Here is a 17,807-nt window from a genome sequence, read left to right on the forward strand (position 1 = left end):
CACGCCGACCGAAGAGGCCAACATAGCCGACCCCGGCCCGAAACGTCTTCACCTTTCGGCGGCTCGTTCCTTCAACGGCTCCCACCAGGACCGGTTCGCGGTGTACCAGGCCACCGTCGCGGCCAGGCCGTCGTCGAACTTCACCTGCGGCGCGTACCCCAGCTCGGCGCTGATCTTCGAGATGTCCACGGAGTACCGCCGGTCGTGGCCCTTGCGGTCCTCGACCCGGCGGACGCGGTCCCAGCCCACGCCGGCCGCGTCCAGCAGCCGGCCGGTCAGGTCCAGGTTGCTCAGCTCGGTCCCGCCGCCGATGTTGTACACCTCGCCCGGCCGGCCCGCCTCGGCGACGAGCTGGATGCCCTGGCAGTGGTCGTCCACGTGCAGCCAGTCGCGCACGTTCAGGCCGTCGCCGTAGAGCGGCACCTGCTCGCCGTCCAGGAGGTTGGTGACGAACAGCGGGACGACCTTCTCCGGGAACTGGTACGGCCCGTAGTTGTTCGAGCACCGCGTCACGCACACCGGCAGGCCGTGCGTGCGGAAGTACGCCCGGGCCAGCAGGTCCGACGACGCCTTCGCCGCCGAGTACGGCGAGTTCGGCTCCAGCGGGTGCGTTTCGGGCCAGGAGCCGTCGTCGATCGAGCCGTACACCTCGTCGGTGGAGACGTGCACGAACTTGCCGGTCCCGGCGCGCAACGCCGCTTCGAGCAGCGTGTGCGTGCCGAGGACGTTCGTCAGCACGAAGTCGCCCGACCCGGCGATCGACCGGTCCACATGGGACTCCGCCGCGAAGTGCACCACGAGGTCGACGCCGCGCATCACGTCCGCCACGACCGCGGCGTCGCAGATGTCGCCTTCGACGAACCTCAGCCGCTCGCTGCCGGCCACCGGGGCGAGGTTCGCCCGGTTCCCGGCGTAGGTCAGCTTGTCGAGCACCGTCACCTCGGCGTCGGCCAGCGCGGGGTAGCCCCCGGACAGCACCCGCCGGACGTAGTTCGAGCCGATGAAACCCGCTCCGCCGGTCACCAGGACCCGCATGTCGTCCCCTCTCAAGCAAGCTCAGAAGATCAGCTCAGTTCGAAGATCACGGATGCGGCGGGCACCTCGACCGGCCGGGCGCGCAGCAGGCGCCAGCCGCTCTCGGCGAACACGCCGTCCCACTGCGAGAGCGTCGGCAGGTCGACGCCCATCAGGTCGTGCGCGGTCTCGAACCCCAGGGTGAACACGGGCTTCTCGCGGTCCGGCACGCCTTCGACGCGCGCGGTGTCGCCGAGCAGGAACCGGCGCGCGTCCGGGAACGCCTCGCGCAGCATCCGCAGGGTCGCCACGCAGCGCTCCCGCGGCCAGAAGTCGTGGCCCATCATGAAGCACGTCAGCAGTTCGACGCCGTCGAAGCGCGGTGACGGCCCCAGCGCGCGGACGTCCGCCTCGACGAACTCGAAGCCCAGTCCCTCGGCTTCGGTGTTCGACGCCGCCGAGCGCAGCACCGCCGGGGCGATGTCGACGCCGACGCCGCGCACGCCCGGGAACCGGCGGGCCAGGTCGATGAGCCGGCCGCCGCTGCCGCAGCCGAGGTCGGCCACCTTGGTCACCGGGAAGTCCAGGTCCGCCAGGGCGTCGGCGAACACCGGGTCGAACGCCTGCCGGTTGATGTCCCGGCAGGCGAACCCGATGGCCGCCGCGTCGCGCCGGAAGAAGTCGCCGGTGCGCTCGGTGTTGCGCACGATCCGCGGCATGTTCGCGAACAGCTCGCCGCAGCCGATGGTGAGCCAGTGGAAGAACGCCTTGGCCCGGTACACCTCGGCGAACTCCGGGCCGGCCACGACGGCGTCCCCCTCGCGCACCACGATGCCGACCGAGGCCAGCGCCGCGAACACGCTCCGGATCGACGGCTCGTGCAGGTCCCGGCGCGCGCAGAACCCCGGCACGTCCAGGGTGCCGCCGCCGTCGAGCGCGTCGAGGGCGCCGGCCTCCCAGGCCGTGGCGACGGCGAACGCCGCCACGGCCGAGTTGAAGATGCCCGCCGCGCCGCCCGGGATCGGCTCCGGCGCCCAGTCGCCGATCCAGGAGAGCGGGAACGTCGTGGTCTCGGTCATCAGACCAGCCGGACCGTCGGCACGTAGAGGATCCACTGGCCGCCGGCGTCGCGGAACGCCTGCTCCTTGGCCATGATCTCGTCGGCGTGGTTCCACGCGAACAGCAGCGCGTAGTCGGGGTAGGGGTCCGAGAACGCGGCGGCCGGCTTCACCGGGATGTGCGTGCCCGGGGTGAGCCGGTTCTGCTTGGCCGGCGTGGTGTCGCAGACGAACTCGACGAGGTCCGGGCCGAGGCCGCACAGGTTGGCGATGGTCGCGCTCTTCGCCGTGGCGCCGTAGGCGACGACGCGCTTGCCCTCGTCCTTCGCCTTGCGCAGCAGGGTGACGAGATCTTCCTTGACCTGCAGCACCTTCGCGCCGAACGCCTCCAGCGTCGCCCGCTCGTGCAGCCCGGCGGCCTGCTCCTCGGCGAGCAGCTCGCGGACGGCGTCCGACGGCGTCCGGGACCCGGCCGGCGCCAGCGTGTAGCGCACCTCGCCGCCGTGGACGTCGAGGCGCTGCGCGTCGACGAGCTCGAGGCCGTGGCGCTGCGCCATCTGCTGCACCGAGCGCAGGGTGAAGAAGTAGAAGTGCTCGTCGTAGATCTGGTCGAACGACGTGCGCCGCACGATCTCGCCCAGGTACGGGTCCTCGAAGACGAACACGCCGGTCGGCTTCAGCAGCGCCTTGACGCCGTCGAGGATCGAGTCCATGTACGGGATGTGGCACAGGGTGTTGGCCGCGTAGATGACGTCGGCCGGGCCGTCCTCGGCGAGGATCTCGCGCGCGGTCGACTCCTCGAAGAACGACTTGCGCACGCGCACGCCCTTCGACGCCGCGACGTCGGCGACGCCACCGGAGGGCTCGACGCCCAGGTGCCGGATGCCGGAGTCGGCCAGGGTCTTGAGCATGATGCCGTCGTTGCAGCCCATCTCGACGGCGAACGGGTCGTCGCCGGTGAGCTCGGTGGCGATCAGGTGCTTGGCGAGGTCCTCGAAGTGCCCGCGCATCACCACGGAACCCGAGGAGTAGTACGGGTACTCCTCGTGGAACATCGCCTCGCGGGGCACCTCTTCCATCAGCTGCACCATCGTGCACCCGCCGCACAGGCCGACGGCGAGGCGGAAGAAGAACTCCTTACCCGGGTCCGCGCCGGGCGCGACGAAGGCGTCGGAAAGCGGCTGGCGCCCGAAGTCGAAGAACTCTTCGACCGTGCCGCCGCAGATCCGGCATTCGGCTGTGTTCGACATGCTCACAATCTCCCTCTTGGGTATGGGAAAGTTTCAGATCCAGACGTTGCGGGCGACCCGCTGCACCTGCTCGATCAGGGCGGCCTGTTCGAGCGTCCCGTCGTGCTCCTCCCGCAGCGGCGCCTTGGTGACGACCGCTTCGACGAAGGCCCGGATCGCCCCGGCGAACTGGTGGTCGGCCGCCAGCACCACCTCTTCGCGGTGGTCCTGCCGTTCGATCCGCAGCACCGGCCGGTGCGTCTCCGGCAGGGTGAACGCCCAGTCCACCGTCAGCCGCCCGGTGCTGCCGGACAGGGCATAGCTGTTCTGGTAGGAGTGCTCCATGCCGAAGGTCAGCTGGGCCGGCACGCCTTCGGGCGACGCCAGCAGCACGCTGCCCGACATCACGACGTCGAGCGCGCGGTCGCGGCGGAACACCGCGCCCTCCACCGACAGGTCCCGGCCGAGCAGGTGCTGCGCCGCGCGGATCGGGTAGCCGCCGAAGTCGAGGAACGCGCCACCGCCGACGTCCGCCTGGTAGCGGATGTCCCCCGGCGGCTTCGGCGGGATCGTGAACGCGCTGTGGAAACCGCGCAGGTCCCCGATCGCGCCGTCGGCGAGCAGCTTGCGCACCGCCGCGTGCTGGGAGTGGTAGAGGAACATGTAGTTCTCGAGCAGCACCAGGCCGCGCTCGCGGGCGAGGTCGAGCAGCCGGGCCGACTCCTTGTAGCCGTCGGACATCGGCTTCTCCACCAGCACGTGCTTGCCGGCGTCGAGGCACCGCTCGATCCACTCCGCGTGCAGCATCAGCGGCAGCGGGATGTAGACGGCGTCGACGTCCTCGTGCTCGGCCACCGCCTGGTAGCCGGCGTACGGCGTGCCGCCGAAGCGGTCGGTGAACGTCCGGGCCCGGTCGCCGTCGCGGCTGGCGATCGCGACGACGTCGATCGCCGGGTCGGTCTCCATCGCCGGCAGCGTCCGCCGCCAGGCGATGTCCGCGCAGCCGATCACCCCGAAGCGCAGCCGCTGGGCCGGTTGGTAGCTCGTCATCGGCAGAAGCTCCGCTGCTCGTCGGGAAGTGGGGAGGTCGGCCGGCTCGCCGGCGTCGCGGCGGCGCCCGCCCCCAGTGCCGCGTAGTGCGCGAGGCACTCCTCGTAGGTCGGCAGCAGCCCTTCGGACTCCGCTTCCTTGAGGCCGACGCCGTTCGCGTCCTTTTCGGACATGATCGGCGGCCCGGTCAGCTCCCACGGGATGCCGATGTCCGGGTCCATCGGGTTGAGCACGAGCATGGTGCCCGGCACGTAGTTCTGCGAGCACAGGTAGTTCATGCACGCGTCGTCGGTCAGGGCGTGGAAGGCGTGGCCCAGGCCGTCGGCCAGGTAGACCGCCGTGCCGGAGTCCTCGTCCTGGTAGGTGACGTCGAAGACGCCGAACGTCGGCGAACCGACGCGCAGGTCCACCACGACGTCCATCACCGCGCCGCGCACGCACGTGACCAGCTTCGCCTGGCCCGGTGGCAGCGTCGTGCCGTGGATGCCGCGCACGGTGTCGCGGCGGCTCGTGGAGTAGTTCACCTGGTTGACCACGAACGGGTAGCCGATCAGGTCCGAGAGCGCGTCCGCGCGGAACGCCTCGTGGAACCGGCCCCGCTGGTCCGGGAACTGCTCCGGGAACAGCCTGAAGGCATTCGGGACCTTGGTCTCTTCGATCCGCATTCCGCCCGGCATAGCTACCAGCTCCCCAATTCGTCCCAGAAAGAGTTCGTCATGCCGCGACCAGTTTCTCCAGCAGGCCCACGACTTCCGCGGGCGAGCGCTGGGCCCGGACCGCGGCGGCGGCGCGCACCGCGCCGGTGGTGAAGGCGGGTTCGTCCAGCAGCGCGCGACACCGCTCGGCCACCCGCTCCGGCGACACCTCGTCCAGCGAGAGCTGCAGGCCCGCGCCGCTCGCGGCCACGGCCGCGGCGTTGTCGAACTGGTCGTCGAACTGCGGGAGCACCAGCTGCGGGCAGCCGGCCTCCAGCGCGGTGAGCACGGTGCCCTGGCCACCGTGGTTGACCATGGCCTCGCAGGCCGGCAGCACCTGGGCGAGCGGGAGCCGCCCGGCGCGGTCGGCCGCGGCGGCCAGCTCGGGCCAGTCCGCCAGCACGTCGTCGGCGGCGGCCACCACCAGCTCGACGTCGAGCTCCTTGAGCAGTTTCAGCATCGGTGCCACGGTTTCGCGCAGCCCGAGGGCGGCCATCCCGGGCAGCACGGTGCCGAAGGTGACGCACACCCGCGGCCGCTCGCGCGGCTCGAACACCCAGTCCGGCAGGTGGACGTCGCCGTTGAACGACCCGCCCCGCACGCCGTCGTGCCCGGCGGCGTGCGGCAGCCGCATCCCGGGCGGCCACGGGTCGAGCGTGGCGACCGGGTCCGGCGGCGCCGCGGCGAGCTCGATCGCCGCCGCCCGGGCGTACTCGGTCAGCGGGGCGACACCCCAGTGGTAGGCGACGACCGGGACGTCGCCGGCCGCGGCCGCCAGCGGGCCGGCGAACTCCGCCCGCTCGCTGACGACGAGGTCGGGCCGCCACGCGTCCACCAGTTTCCGCGCGCCGGGCAGGCAGGCCCGGGCGATCTGCCCGAACGCGTGCCCGTGCTCGGCGCGGCGCAGCACGGTGCTCTCGGCCGTCACCGGCGGTTCGCCGCCGACCAGCTCGACGAAGTCGGGCGCGGCACCCCAGGACGTGACCGGCAGCCCGCACCGGAGCACGACCGGCGCGAACGCCTCGGTCGTGGCGACCAGGACCTCGTGCCCGGCCGCCCGGGCCGCCCAGGCGAGCGGCACGAGGGGGAACAGATGGCCGCGCAACGGCGCGGTCGTGAACAGCAATCGCACGCGAACTTCCTTTCCCTGTGCGGTTTCCGGCCAGGCGGGTCAGCAGAGGCTGTGGATGCAGGCCAGCAGGCTGCGGGCCTCGATGTTCAGGTAGTGCCCGTGGCGCAGCAGGTCGATCAGCTGGCGCACGGTCATCCAGCAGTAGTTCGGCGGTACCTCGACCGGGAACTCCTCGCCCACCTCGATCAGCTGGTAGCGGGTCAGCGCGTGGTAGAACCGGCCGCCCTCCTCCGAGAGCTTCTGGTCGTAGTGCGTCTTGACCCCGCCGACCTCGAGCACGTCCCGCAGGAACGGCTCCTTGATCGACGACGCGTCCTGGCCGGGCAGCAGGTGCACGGTGGGCGCCATCTCGACCATGTCCATCAGGCCGTACTCCGGGCGGGCCTGCACCAGCAGGTGCAGCACGCCGCGGACGCGCCGGGCGAGGAAGGCGGCATGCCCCTCCCCCCTGGGGTGGAGGAGGGGCTGCCGCCAGGCCTTGACCTCCCGGGTGCCCGCCTCGACCCGCACGCCGATGATGCGGAAGTTGGCCGCCGCGTCGTCGGCGATCTCCTCGTCGTCGCGGTGCCAGCCCGTCGTCGCCGACAGCGGCGTCAGCCGGGCGGACCAGTCGCAGCGCGTCTTGGCCTCGGTGAACCAGCTGAGGATGTCCCCCGCGGTGTGCAGGGCCGGGCCCGGCGCGTCCTCGGCGGCGTACTGGTAGGAGCGCACGAGCGCGTCCCGGAAGTCCTCGCCGGTCGCGCCGTCGCCGTCCGGGAGGGCGAACGGGATGCACGAGAGCACCGTGCGGGCGTCCATGTTCACCAGGTTGTCCCGGTGGGACAGCTCGCCGATCTGGGCCAGGCTCAGCCAGCAGTAGTCCTCGTGCAGCTCGACGTCGCCGGTGACCAGCACGACCATGTTGCGGTTGCGCTTGCGCCAGAACCACGCGCCCTGCTCCGACTGCAGCACGTCCACCAGCACCTGGCCGCGGCCGGCGCCGACGAAGTACTCCAGGTAGCGCGTGGTCGCGCCGCGGTGCACCTGCGTGTAGTTGCTGCGCGTGGCCTGCACCGTCGGCGACAGCTGGAGCGTGTTGACGTTGCCCGGCTCCATCTTGGCCTGCATCAGGCAGTGCAGCACGCCGTCGAACTCCTTGACGACGATGCCGAGGATGCCGATCTCGGGCTGGTTGATGATGGGCTGGGACCACGTCGGGACGCCGCCTTCGCGCACCTGCAGGCCTTCGATGGTGAAGAAGCGCCCGCTCTTGTGCCCGAGGTTCCCGGTGCCGGCCTCGAACGCCCAGTCACCGAGCTCGGCGAACGGGATGCGGTCGACGGCGAAGTGCCCGGCCGCCGTCCGCTCGGCCCACCAGTCGTGGAACTCCACCATGGACATCATGCTGCCGCCGGTGGTTCCGGGCCCGGGGTTGAGTTCCCGGTGCAGCACCGCGAGTCGCTTCATGCTCGTGCTCTCCTGTCTGTCGGACCACCGGGTGGGTCAGAGCTTCGCCAGCACCGCCCGCACCTTTTCCACGACCCGTTCCTGGTCCACGTCGGACAGCGAGGCGTACATCGGCAGCGAGAAGATCTCGTGGGCCGCCGCCTCGGTCTCGGGCAGCGAACCTTCGCGGTAGCCGAGCTTCGCGAAGCCGGACTGCGTGTGCACCGGCCACGGGTAGCTGATGTTCAGCTCGATGCCCTCGGGCTTGAGCGCTTCGATGATCTTGTCCCGCAACGGGTGCCGCGCCACGTAGACGTAGTAGACGTGGTCGTTGCCCGGAGCGAGCGCCGGCGTCACGAGGTCGGTGCCGGCGAACGCCTCGGCGTAGCGCTCGGCGATGAGCCGGCGGCGGACGAGGTAGTCGTCGAGCCGGGTCAGCTTGCGGCGCAGGATCTCCGCCTGCACCTCGTCGAGCCGGCTGTTGTACCCCGGCGTGGAGACGACGTAGTAGACCTTCTCCATGCCGTAGTAGCGCAGCCGCCGCAGGTTCGCCTCGACCTCGGCGTCCGACGTGATCGTCGCGCCGCCGTCACCGTAGGCGCCGAGCACCTTGGTGGGGTAGAAGGAGAAGGCCGCGGCCTTGCCCATCGACCCGGCGATCTTCCCGTGGTGGCGGGCGCCGTGCGCCTGCGCGCAGTCTTCCAGGATCGGCAGGCCGTGCTCGGCCGCGATCGCTTCCAGCGGCGCCATGTCGACGCACTGGCCGTACAGGTGCACCGGCAGCAGGCAGCGCGTGCGCTCGGTGATCGCCGCCTCGACCTGCTCGACGTTCATCAGGTACGTGCCGGGGTGGACGTCGACGAACACCGGCACGGCGCCGATCTGGTCGATCGCCAGCACGGTCGGCGCCGCGGTGTTGGACACCGTGATCACCTCGTCGCCGGCCCCGACGCCGAGGGCGCGCAGGCCGAGGACGATGGCGTTGGTGCCGTTGTCGACGCCGACGCAGTGCTCGACGCCGTGGTAGGCGGCGAACTCCTCTTCGAACGCCTTCACGCTCGGGCCGAGCACGAGCTTGCCGGAGCGGAAGACCGTGTCGACGGCGTCGAGAATGTCGTCCCGTTCTTTCTCGTACTCCGGCAAATAACCCCAGACATATTGAGCCATCAGGGCGGGTCACCTCCAGGGGATCGGCCGTGGCACGACCGGACAGGGCTCGTACGACGCGGGCGAATTCCCGGTGAACTTCCGGGACGCCGCAACACATGGGCTATTCGACGCGACGCCTATTCGTTTTGCTGCCCAGCGCCGCCGGAGTCATGGAAGCACACTTCCGCTCGGCTGTCACAGCCTTGCCGGCCATCATTCGACGCGCATTGACCGGCCCGTCCCGCCGGCGGGACAACGGCCGCCACGGTGTTGTTGACCGGGGCCGGAGTGCTGGCTAACCTCGGCCGGGTTCCGGCTGCCGACTGGGGGCATTCGCCCGGAGCGCGTCACCCCGCATCAGGGGAAGGATTCGCCGCGCGGCCACACGGACGATTAAGCGGAAGGGCTGAATTGTCATGTCAGAGAACGCCACGAAAGTCGACCTCACCAATGTCGACGACGTCGAGGAGATGGTCCGGGAGATCGCCCGGATGATCTGCGCCGAGCAGCCCGACATGCCCGAGCCGGAGAGCCTGCGCGACCTCGACTCGTTTTCCGTGGTGCAGGTGCTGCTCGAGGTCGAGAACACGACCGACCGCAAGCTGCTGGAGAAGTTCGAGGACTTCACCGAGGGCGAGGAGTTCCGCGACCTGGCCGCCTACATCGTGAAGATCGTCGCCGAGGAGGACGCGGCCCCGGCCGAGACCCCGGCTCCCACAGCCGAAACGGCGGCCCCCGACGCCGCCGCTCCGGACGCCCCGGCCTAGGGCTCGTGAGTGGTTAGGGCGGTTAGAACCGCCCTAACCACTCACGACCGGCCGCGGCAGACGCCGGTGTGCGGGCGCCCCGGGTCCGCACACCGGGTCCCGCCGGCGAGACACGGTTCTCCTCACAGATCGGACGCTCAGCCGATGGACCACTCCACCACGGATTCTTCACGGCCCGTGCTCCCGGTCCGGCCCGAACCCCTCGCCGTCCGGCCGCCGCGGCACCGGCTCGCGCGCCGCTTCATCTTGTGGCGCACGCTGAACACGCTGTTCTGGGCGATCGGCGTGCTCGGTGTGTTCGTCACGCTCCACATCATCTTCGCCGGCATCCGCACCTGGCTGGACCCGATCACCTGGGGCGTCGGCGCGATCTTCGCGGCGAACTTCCTGTTCATGCCGACCTACCGCTACCTGGTGCACCGCTGGGAGACGACCGACGAGGCCGTGTACTCCCTCAGCGGCTGGATCACCCGGGAGTGGCGGATCGTCCCGGTGTCCCGGATCCAGAGCATCGACACCGTGCAGGGCCCGATCGAGCAGCTGCTCGGCCTCTCGACCATCAAGGTCACGACGGCCTCGCACGAGGGGCACGTGAAGATCGAAGGCCTGGAGACGCCGATCGCCGAGGAGGCGGTCCGCCGGCTCAACGAGATCGCCCAGGCCACGCCCGGGGACGCGACGTGACGGCGGAAACGACGGCCGAGCCCGTGACGCCCGCGCCGGCCGAAGAGAGCGAACTTCCCTGGCTGCGCCTGGACATCAAGCTCTTCTACGTCAACGCGGCCAAGTTCACGATCTCCTTCGCCATCAGCATCACGAGCTACTTCCTCTACGACTCGGGCCCGGTCTGGCCGCTGCTGGTGGTCAGCGGCATCAGCGCGCTGATGACCCTGCGGGACCTGTGGCGCTGGCTGTTCACCCGCTACCGCGTCACGCCCGAACGCGTCGAGCGCCGCACCGGCCTGCTGGTCCGCGAGGAGCGGCACGTCGGGCGCGACCGCATCCGCAGCGTCAGCAGCAGCGCGAAACTGCGGCACCGCCTGGTGAAGCTGCGCGTCGTCCACATCGGATCGGGTGAGGGCAAGCACTTCTCACCCGCGTTCAAGCTCGACGCGCTGTCGAAGGAGACGGCCGCCCAGCTGCGGCGCGACCTGATCCCCCGCGACGCCGAAGCACCGGCGGAACGCGAGGTCGTCATCGCCCGGCTGCGCTGGATCTGGTTGTGGTACAACGTTTTCCACGTCTGGGCGATCCTCGCCGGGGTGCTTTTCCTCGTGTCGCTGTACTTCACGATGCAGACGTTCGCCGTCGACCTGATCGACGTCATCGCCGGCCTGATCCACTGGGCGAACCTGGGCGTGTGGCGCACGATCGGCGCGTCCGTCGTGATCACGTTCGTCCTCGGCTACTTCTCGCTCGGCCTGGACTTCGCCGCGAAGCACTGGAACTTCGAGCTGGTCCGCACGACCAACGGCGAAGACGGCACTGAGCTGCGCACCCGGCAAGGCCTGTTCACCACCAAGACCGTGCACCGGGAGGACCGCCGGATCCGGGGCGTGCACCTGCACGAACCGCTGCTGTGGCGGTGGATGCGCCTCGCCGAGACCAAGGTGATCACGACCGGGCTCAACGCCTCGCTCAACGAGTCGGCCAACATCCTGCCGCGCACCCCGCTGCACGACGCCCGGCACGCGGCGAGCTTCGTCTTCCCGGACGGCCACCAGCCCCTCGAAGCGCCGCTGCTGCGGCACCCGGCCGGCGCGTTCCGGCGCCGGCTCTACTGGGCGACCTACGGCCCGGCGGCCGTCGCGGGCCTGCTCGCCTGGCTCGGCGCGACCGGCGTCGTGCCGGCGTCGTGGTGGCCGCTGCCACTGCTGCTCCTGCCGCTGACCTGGGCGCTGGCCTGGGTCGCCTACCGCACGCTGGGCCACGCGCTGGTCGGGCCGTACCTGGTCGTGCGCAGCGGCGCGGCCGGCCGCTCGACGACCGTGCTGCGCACCCGCGCGGTGATCGGCTGGCGGCTGCGGCAGACGATCTTCCAGCGCCTGGGCTCGCGGATGACGATCGGCGTCCCGACCGCGGCCGGCGACCGCTACTACCGCGCGATCGACGCCGGCACCGAACAGGCCCTCGCGTTCGTCGCCGGCGCCGACCCGGACCTCGCGCACGAATTCCTTTCCGGCACCGGGACACCCCCGGCCGACTCGCATTTCGCCCCGCGATCGGACGCTTCATGAATCGCCGTGACATTCGGGGCTTCGCCCCGGGCCGGGGGCTTCGCCACCCGGAGCCCCCGAAAGCGATGTTCCGACACTCGGAGGTGAATATGCGGCACACACGGCTCACCGAAACGCTTTCCGTCGGTGAAATCGGGCTCGGCTGCAGTTCGATGTCCTACGGTTACGGGCCCGCCCGGACCGCGCGGGACCACGAAGAGTCGGCCCGGGTGCTCCGGCACGCGGTCGACCTGGGCGTCACCGTGTTCGACACGGCCGACGTATACGGCCCGTTCACGAACGAACAACTGCTCGGCGAGGTGCTCGCGCCGTACCGCGCGCGGACCACGATCGCCACCAAGGTCGGCCTGATCCTGCGGCCCGACGGCACCCTGGAACGCAACGGGCGCCCGGAATACCTGCGCGAGGCCTGCGAAGGTTCGCTGCGCCGGCTGGGCGTCGACGCGATCGGCCTCTACCAGCTGCACCGCGTCGATCCCGCCGTGCCGCTGGCCGAGTCGTGGGGTGCGCTGGCCGAGCTCGTCACCGAGGGCAAAGTCCTCGGCCTCGGCATCTCGCACGCGACCGTGGAGGAGCTGGAGCAGATCCACGCGCTGTTCCCGATCGCCGCGGTGCAGTACGAGCTGTCGGTCTGGGAACGCCGCAACCTCGACGAGATCCTGCCGTGGACCTGGAAGAACGACGTCGGCTTCCTCGCCTGCTGCCCGATCGGCCGCGGTTACCTCTCCGGGCAGGTCGCCGTCGACGAGCTCGTCGACGGCGACTCGCGGCGGCGCGACCCGCGGTTCGAGGCCGGCGCGCTCACCGACAACCAGCGCATCGTCGACGGCCTGCGGCGGGTCGCCGCGCGGCACGGCGCGACCCCGGCGCAGGTGGCGATCGCCTGGCTCACCACGCACGGCGACAACGTCGTGCCGATCCCCGGCACCCGGCGGCTGCGCTGGCTGGCGGAGAACGTCGGCGCGGCCGGGATCCGGCTGAGCGCGGCGGACCTCCGCGACATCGACACACTGCCCGTGGCGACCGGCGAAAAGCGCTGGGACGAACACCGCGAAGCCGTCGTGTCGAAATGACCGCGCAATTCTTTGGATACGGCGGCGAAGCTGACTTAGACTGCGGACAGCTCACCGGCCGAGACGTTCCGGCTATTCCCGGAAGAGCCATTCCAACCATTCACGCGAAACTGGAGGAGAAGCCGTGGGCGAACAGGCACGACCGCTGATCACGGTGCTCGGCTCGTCCGGGCTCCTGGGCACCGCCATCACCCGCGAACTGGCCGCCCGGCCGGTCCGCCTGCGCCTCGCCGGGCGCCGGCCGACCACGGTCCCGGCCGGGGCACGGGCCGACATCGACGTCCGCACCACCGACCTGACCGCCGACGGTGCCGTCGCCGACGCCGTCGAGGGCGCCGACGCGGTGATCCACCTGGTCGCGCACATCGCCGGGGCCAGCACCTGGCGGGTGTCGTCGGACGACCCGGTCGCCGAGCGCGTCAACGTCGGCCTGGTGCACGACCTCGTCGCCGCCGTGAAGAACCAGCGGCCGGTGCACCCGCCGGTGGTCCTGCTGGCCGGGTCGATGTCGCAGGCCGGGCGCTCGATCTCGGGCCGGATCGACGGCACCGAGCCGGACCAGCCGCTCACCACCTACGACCGGCAGAAGCTCGACGCCGAGCACGCGATCCGCGACGCCGTCGAGACGGGCCTGCTGCGGGGCGCGTCGCTCCGGCTGGCCACGCTCTACACCCAGGGCTCCGACTCCCCCGCGCTCGACCGCGGCGTCGTCTCGGCGATGATGCGCCGCGCGTTCGCCGGCGAGGCGCTCACCATGTGGCACGACGGGACCGTGAAGCGGGACCTGGTGTGCGTCGACGACGTCGCGCGCGCCTTCCTGGCCGCGCTCGACCAGCCGGACGCCGTCGACGGCCGGCCGTGGCTGGTCGGCACCGGGCTGGCGACCAGCGTCGGCGACCTGTTCGGCGGGGTCGCGAAGGCCGTCGCCGCGCAGACCGGGCGGGAGCCGGTGCCGGTGGTGTCGGTGCCGCCGGCCGACCACTCGATGCCGACCGACCTGCTCGACTTCGTGCTCGACCCGTCGGGCTTCCGGAACGCCACCGGCTGGGCGCCGCGCGTCTCGCTGGAGCACGGCCTGGAGAACCTCGCGGCGGCGATGGCGCGCGACGCCGTCTCGTCGGGCGTCTGAGGGGCCGGCGATGCGCGTCCTGCTGGTCCTGCCCGCCGAGAAGAGCATCTTCAACTACCTGGTGCCGGTCACCTGGGCGCTGCGCACCGCCGGGCACGAGGTGCACGTGGCGAGCCTGCCGCGGTTCGCGAGCACGATCACCCAGGCCGGGCTGACGGCGGTCCCGGTCGGGCACGACCGGGACCCGTGGCGCATCACCGAAAACCGGCCCGAGGAACGCGCCGCGCTGCGGGCCGGGGTGGCCGCGCCGTACGACCTGTACGACGTCCCCGGATCGGCCACGTGGGACTACCTGCGTGACGGGATGACCGCGGCGGTCAAGGGCTGGCACCGGCTGACGAACTTCCCGATGCTCGCCGACCTGGTCTCCTACACCCGGTACTGGGAGCCGGACCTCGTGCTGTGGGAGCCGCTCTGTTACGCCGGGGCGATCGCCGCCAAGGCGTGCGGCGCGGCGCACGGCCGGCTGCTGTTCGGCATCGACGTCTTCGGCGCCACCCGCGTCGACTACCTGCGGACGCAGGCCCGGCAGGCGCCGGCGGACCGCGTCGACCCGCTGGCCGACTGGCTCGGGAGCTACGCCCGCAAGTACGGCTTCGACGCCGGTGAGGACCTCGCCGTCGGCGACTTCACCATCGACCAGCTGCCCGCGTCGCTGAGCCTGGACGCCGGGCTCGACACCGTGCGGGTGCAGTTCGTGCCCTACGGCGGGGCCGCGGTGGTACCGGACTGGCTGAAGCGGCCCGCGGAGCGTCCCCGGGTCGCGCTGACCCTCGGCCTCACCGCGACCGAGGTCTTCGGCGGCTACAACGTGCCGCTGTCGGAAATCCTGTTAGGACTGTCCGAATTGGACGTCGAGGTCGTCGCGACGGTCGCCGGGGACGTGCAGCGGACGCTGCCGCCGATGCCGTCCAACGTCCGGATGGTGCCGTACGTGCCGTGGCACGCGCTCGCCCCGACGTGCGCCGCGGTGGTGCACCACGCGGGCGCGGCGACCCTCGCCACCACGGCGCGCCACCCGGTGCCGCAGCTGGCCCTGCACTTCCACTTCGACCAGCCCTACCTCGGCCGCAAGCTCGCCGAACACGGCGCCGGGCTGGAGATCCACACCGGCGACGCGACCGGCGGAGGTGTCCGCGACGCCGTCGCGCGCCTGCTCACCGAACCTGCTTTCAAAGCCCGCGCGGCAGACCTGCGCGACGAGATCTTCGCGCTCCCCACCCCGAACGAACTGGCCGGAACGCTCGAAGAGCTGACCGCCAAGCACCGCACCCGCTGACCCCAAGCGGCACTTTCGCCGAGAAAGTGTTCCGGAGTTACGACCTCCGGATTCAGGTTCACCCGAAAGTGCCGGGTCGAACGGAAAGGAGCACCATGCGCGTCCTGTTCGCCACCACGCCGCAGAAGAGCGTCTTCCTGTACCTGGCGCCGATGGCGTGGGCGCTGCGCACCGCCGGCCACGAAGTGCGCTTCGCGAGCCAGCCCGCGCTGACGGACGTGATCACGCAGTCCGGCCTCACCGCGGTGCCGGTCGGGCACACCCGCAACCGCCGCCTCAACGACGTCGACGGCCGGGAAGAGGGGCGCGCCGGGCTGCCCGCGCCGTACGACGTCTTCGACGACTACGAGCGCGCCACCTGGGAGTACCTCGAGCCCGGCATGGCCGACGCGGTGCGCGGCTGGCACTGGCTGACGAACCACCCGATGGTCGGCGGGCTCGTCGAGTTCGCCCGCGCCTGGCAGCCGGACCTGATCGTCTGGGAGCCGTTCTGCTACGCCGGGCCGATCGCCGCGAAGGCGTGCGGCGCCGCCCACGCACGTCTCCTGTTCGGCGTCGACGTCTTCGGCGCGGCCCGCGAGCAGTACCGGCGGCGGCTGGCCGAGGAACCCGGCCGCGTCGACCACCTCGGCGCGTGGCTCGGCCGGTACGCGCGGATGTACGGCGCCGAGTTCTCCGAGGACATGACGACCGGGCAGTTCACCATCGACCAGTTCCCGGCGAGCCTGCAGCCGGCGACCGAGCTGGACGTCCTGCGCACGCAGTACATCCCGTACGGCGGCCCGGCCGTGGTGCCCGGCTGGCTGTCCAAGCCGCCGGAGCGCCCGCGCGTCGCGATGACCCTGGGCCTGACCGCGACCGAGCACTTCAACGGCTACACCGTCGGCGTCCAGGAGGCCCTCGACGCGCTCGCCGACCTCGACATCGACCTGGTCGCGACCGTCGCGGAGAAGGCCCAAGCGGAACTGACGCGGATCCCGGACAACGCGCGGATCGTCTCGTACGTGCCGTGGCACGCGCTGGCCCCGACGTGCTCGGTCGTCGTCCACCACGCCGGCGCCGCGACCATGGCCACGACGTCCCGGCACCCGGTGCCGCAGCTGGCCCTGCACCACCACTACGACCAGCCGTTCCTCGGCCGCAAGCTGGCCGAGCACGGCGCCGGGCTGGAGCTGCCGACCCACCGCGCGACCGGCGCGCGGATCCGCGAGAGCGTCGAACGGCTGCTGACCGAGCAGTCCTTCAAGGACCGGGCCGCGGACCTGCGCGACGAGATCCTCGGGCTGCCGTCGCCGAACGCGATCGTGCCGGAGATCGAGGCGCGCGTCCGATGAGAGTCCTGCTGACGACCTACCCGGAGAAGACGTTCTTCTACCACCTGGTCCCGCTCGCCTGGGCGCTGCGCACGGCCGGGCATGAGGTGCGCGTGGCGTGCCAGCCGAAGTTCGCGCCGGTCGTCACGCAGGCCGGGCTGACCGCGGTTCCGGTCGGATCCGACCGGAACTTCTGGCGGATCACCGAGACGCGCGCCGGCGGCACGGAGGCGATGCGCGAAGGGATCATGCCGCCCTACGACGCCTTCGACGACGTCGCCAAGCAGAACCTCGGCTACCTGCAGCCGGGCCTGACCGAGGCGGTGCGCGGCTGGCACCGGGTGAGCAACTTCCCCATCGTGGCCGACCTCGTCGAGTTCGCGCGGGCCTGGAAGCCGGACCTCGTCGTCTGGGAGCCGCTGAGCCAGGCGGGCGCGATCGCCGCGCGGGCGTGCGGCGCGGCCCACGCGCGGATGCTGTGGAGCATCGACCTCTTCGGCGGCGTCCGCGACCACTACCTGCGGCTGCGCGGCGCCGAGCCGGACCCGTTCGAGGCGTGGTTCTCCGGCTACGGCCGCAAGTACGGCTTCGAGTTCGGCGAGGACATGGTCACCGGGGACTTCACCCTCGACCACCTCCCGGGCAGCCTGCAGATCGAGGCCGACCTGCCGTACCTGCGCTTCCAGTACGTCCCCTACGGCGGCCCGGCTTCGGTGCCGGACTGGCTGCAACGGCCGGCCGAGCGCCCGCGGATCGCGCTCACCATGGGCCTGAGCGCGACCGAGATCTTCGGCGGCTACCACCTGTCGCTGCCCGACGTCCTCGACGCACTGTCCGATGTGGACGTCGAGGTGGTGGCGACGGCGCAGGGCCTCGGCACCGTCCCGGCGAACGTCCGCCTGGTCTCGTACGTCCCGCTGCACGCCCTCGCCCCGACGTGCGCGGCCGCCGTCCACCACGGCGGCCTGGGTACCCTCGCCACGTTCGCCCGGGCGGGCGTCCCCCAGCTGTGCGTGCCGCACCACCTGGACGAGCCGATCTTCGCCGCCGGCCTGGCCCGCGCCGGCGCCGGCATCGACCTCCGCTCACCCACGGCCGACACAATCCGCGAGAGCGTCCGTCGCCTCCTCGACGACCCGTCCTTCACGCGCGGCGCGGCGAGCCTCCAGTCCGAAATGGACACCCTGCCGTCGCCCAACGACATCGTCCCCGACCTGGAAGACCTCACCGCCAAGTTCCGCAGGGGGTCGTGAGTGG

General features: G+C 71.4%; 16 protein-coding genes. 8 read left to right on the forward strand and 8 right to left on the reverse strand.

Annotated features, from left to right (window positions below):
• Window positions 1-48: 48 nt before the first annotated feature.
• The 8 genes from rfbB to OHS58_RS27165 are packed head-to-tail and all read right to left on the reverse strand — an operon-like array spanning window position 49 to window position 8,770.
• A complete protein-coding gene (gene rfbB, locus OHS58_RS27130; protein WP_326943842.1) occupies window positions 49-1,035 on the reverse strand; it encodes a dTDP-glucose 4,6-dehydratase in 987 nt (328 codons plus the stop codon).
• A 29-nt stretch (window positions 1,036-1,064) separates the two neighbouring features.
• Complete coding sequence (locus OHS58_RS27135; protein ID WP_328644439.1) at window positions 1,065-2,093, reverse strand: class I SAM-dependent methyltransferase; 1,029 nt, start codon at window positions 2,091-2,093, stop codon at window positions 1,065-1,067.
• Window positions 2,093-3,322, reverse strand: coding sequence for a class I SAM-dependent methyltransferase (locus tag OHS58_RS27140; protein WP_328644440.1), 1,230 nt, complete (start codon window positions 3,320-3,322; stop codon window positions 2,093-2,095). Before OHS58_RS27140 ends, OHS58_RS27135 begins: the two co-directional genes overlap by 1 nt.
• A gap of 33 nt (window positions 3,323-3,355) precedes the next feature.
• Window positions 3,356-4,351 (reverse strand): Gfo/Idh/MocA family protein, encoded by a 996-nt coding sequence (locus OHS58_RS27145; RefSeq protein ID WP_328644441.1) that lies wholly within the window; start codon window positions 4,349-4,351, stop codon window positions 3,356-3,358.
• The gene (locus OHS58_RS27150; RefSeq protein WP_326943846.1) at window positions 4,348-5,016 is read right to left on the reverse strand and encodes a dTDP-4-dehydrorhamnose 3,5-epimerase family protein; all 669 of its coding nucleotides are present in this window, start codon (window positions 5,014-5,016) and stop codon (window positions 4,348-4,350) included. The genes OHS58_RS27145 and OHS58_RS27150 overlap by 4 nt, the downstream gene beginning before the upstream one ends.
• A 49-nt stretch (window positions 5,017-5,065) precedes the next feature.
• Window positions 5,066-6,178, reverse strand: coding sequence for a nucleotide disphospho-sugar-binding domain-containing protein (locus OHS58_RS27155; protein WP_328644442.1), 1,113 nt, complete (start codon window positions 6,176-6,178; stop codon window positions 5,066-5,068).
• A 39-nt stretch (window positions 6,179-6,217) separates the two neighbouring features.
• Window positions 6,218-7,624, reverse strand: coding sequence for an NDP-hexose 2,3-dehydratase family protein (locus tag OHS58_RS27160; protein ID WP_326943848.1), 1,407 nt, complete (start codon window positions 7,622-7,624; stop codon window positions 6,218-6,220).
• Window positions 7,625-7,660: 36 nt separating this feature from the next.
• Window positions 7,661-8,770 carry a DegT/DnrJ/EryC1/StrS family aminotransferase gene (locus tag OHS58_RS27165; RefSeq protein WP_247056471.1) on the reverse strand — a complete coding sequence of 370 codons (1,110 nt, stop codon included), beginning with the start codon at window positions 8,768-8,770 and terminating at the stop codon, window positions 7,661-7,663.
• A gap of 398 nt (window positions 8,771-9,168) precedes the next feature.
• On the opposite strand from OHS58_RS27165, the gene OHS58_RS27170 reads away from it, so the two are divergent.
• The 8 genes from OHS58_RS27170 to OHS58_RS27205 all read left to right on the forward strand — a co-directional run bounded on the left by OHS58_RS27170 (window position 9,169) and on the right by OHS58_RS27205 (window position 17,803).
• Window positions 9,169-9,519 carry a hypothetical protein gene (locus OHS58_RS27170; RefSeq protein WP_326943849.1) on the forward strand — a complete coding sequence of 117 codons (351 nt, stop codon included), beginning with the start codon at window positions 9,169-9,171 and terminating at the stop codon, window positions 9,517-9,519.
• Between the two features lie 144 nt (window positions 9,520-9,663).
• Complete coding sequence (locus OHS58_RS27175) at window positions 9,664-10,203, forward strand: PH domain-containing protein (RefSeq protein ID WP_326943850.1); 540 nt, start codon at window positions 9,664-9,666, stop codon at window positions 10,201-10,203.
• Window positions 10,200-11,756 carry a PH domain-containing protein gene (locus OHS58_RS27180; protein ID WP_328644443.1) on the forward strand — a complete coding sequence of 519 codons (1,557 nt, stop codon included), beginning with the start codon at window positions 10,200-10,202 and terminating at the stop codon, window positions 11,754-11,756. The genes OHS58_RS27175 and OHS58_RS27180 overlap by 4 nt, the downstream gene beginning before the upstream one ends.
• A gap of 89 nt (window positions 11,757-11,845) precedes the next feature.
• Window positions 11,846-12,829, forward strand: coding sequence for an aldo/keto reductase (locus OHS58_RS27185; protein WP_328644444.1), 984 nt, complete (start codon window positions 11,846-11,848; stop codon window positions 12,827-12,829).
• Between the two features lie 124 nt (window positions 12,830-12,953).
• The gene (locus OHS58_RS27190; RefSeq protein ID WP_328644445.1) at window positions 12,954-13,958 is read left to right on the forward strand and encodes an NAD-dependent epimerase/dehydratase family protein; all 1,005 of its coding nucleotides are present in this window, start codon (window positions 12,954-12,956) and stop codon (window positions 13,956-13,958) included.
• Between the two features lie 10 nt (window positions 13,959-13,968).
• Window positions 13,969-15,237: an activator-dependent family glycosyltransferase gene (locus OHS58_RS27195; protein ID WP_328644446.1), complete on the forward strand. Its 1,269-nt coding sequence runs from the start codon at window positions 13,969-13,971 to the stop codon at window positions 15,235-15,237.
• Between the two features lie 95 nt (window positions 15,238-15,332).
• On the forward strand, window positions 15,333-16,571 hold the full coding sequence (locus tag OHS58_RS27200) for an activator-dependent family glycosyltransferase (protein WP_328644447.1): 1,239 nt from the start codon (window positions 15,333-15,335) through the stop codon (window positions 16,569-16,571).
• On the forward strand, window positions 16,568-17,803 hold the full coding sequence (locus tag OHS58_RS27205) for an activator-dependent family glycosyltransferase (protein WP_328644448.1): 1,236 nt from the start codon (window positions 16,568-16,570) through the stop codon (window positions 17,801-17,803). The genes OHS58_RS27200 and OHS58_RS27205 overlap by 4 nt, the downstream gene beginning before the upstream one ends.
• Window positions 17,804-17,807 lie beyond the last annotated feature (4 nt).

This window comes from Amycolatopsis sp. NBC_00348, from assembly GCF_036114655.1.
GTDB lineage: Bacteria > Actinomycetota > Actinomycetes > Mycobacteriales > Pseudonocardiaceae > Amycolatopsis.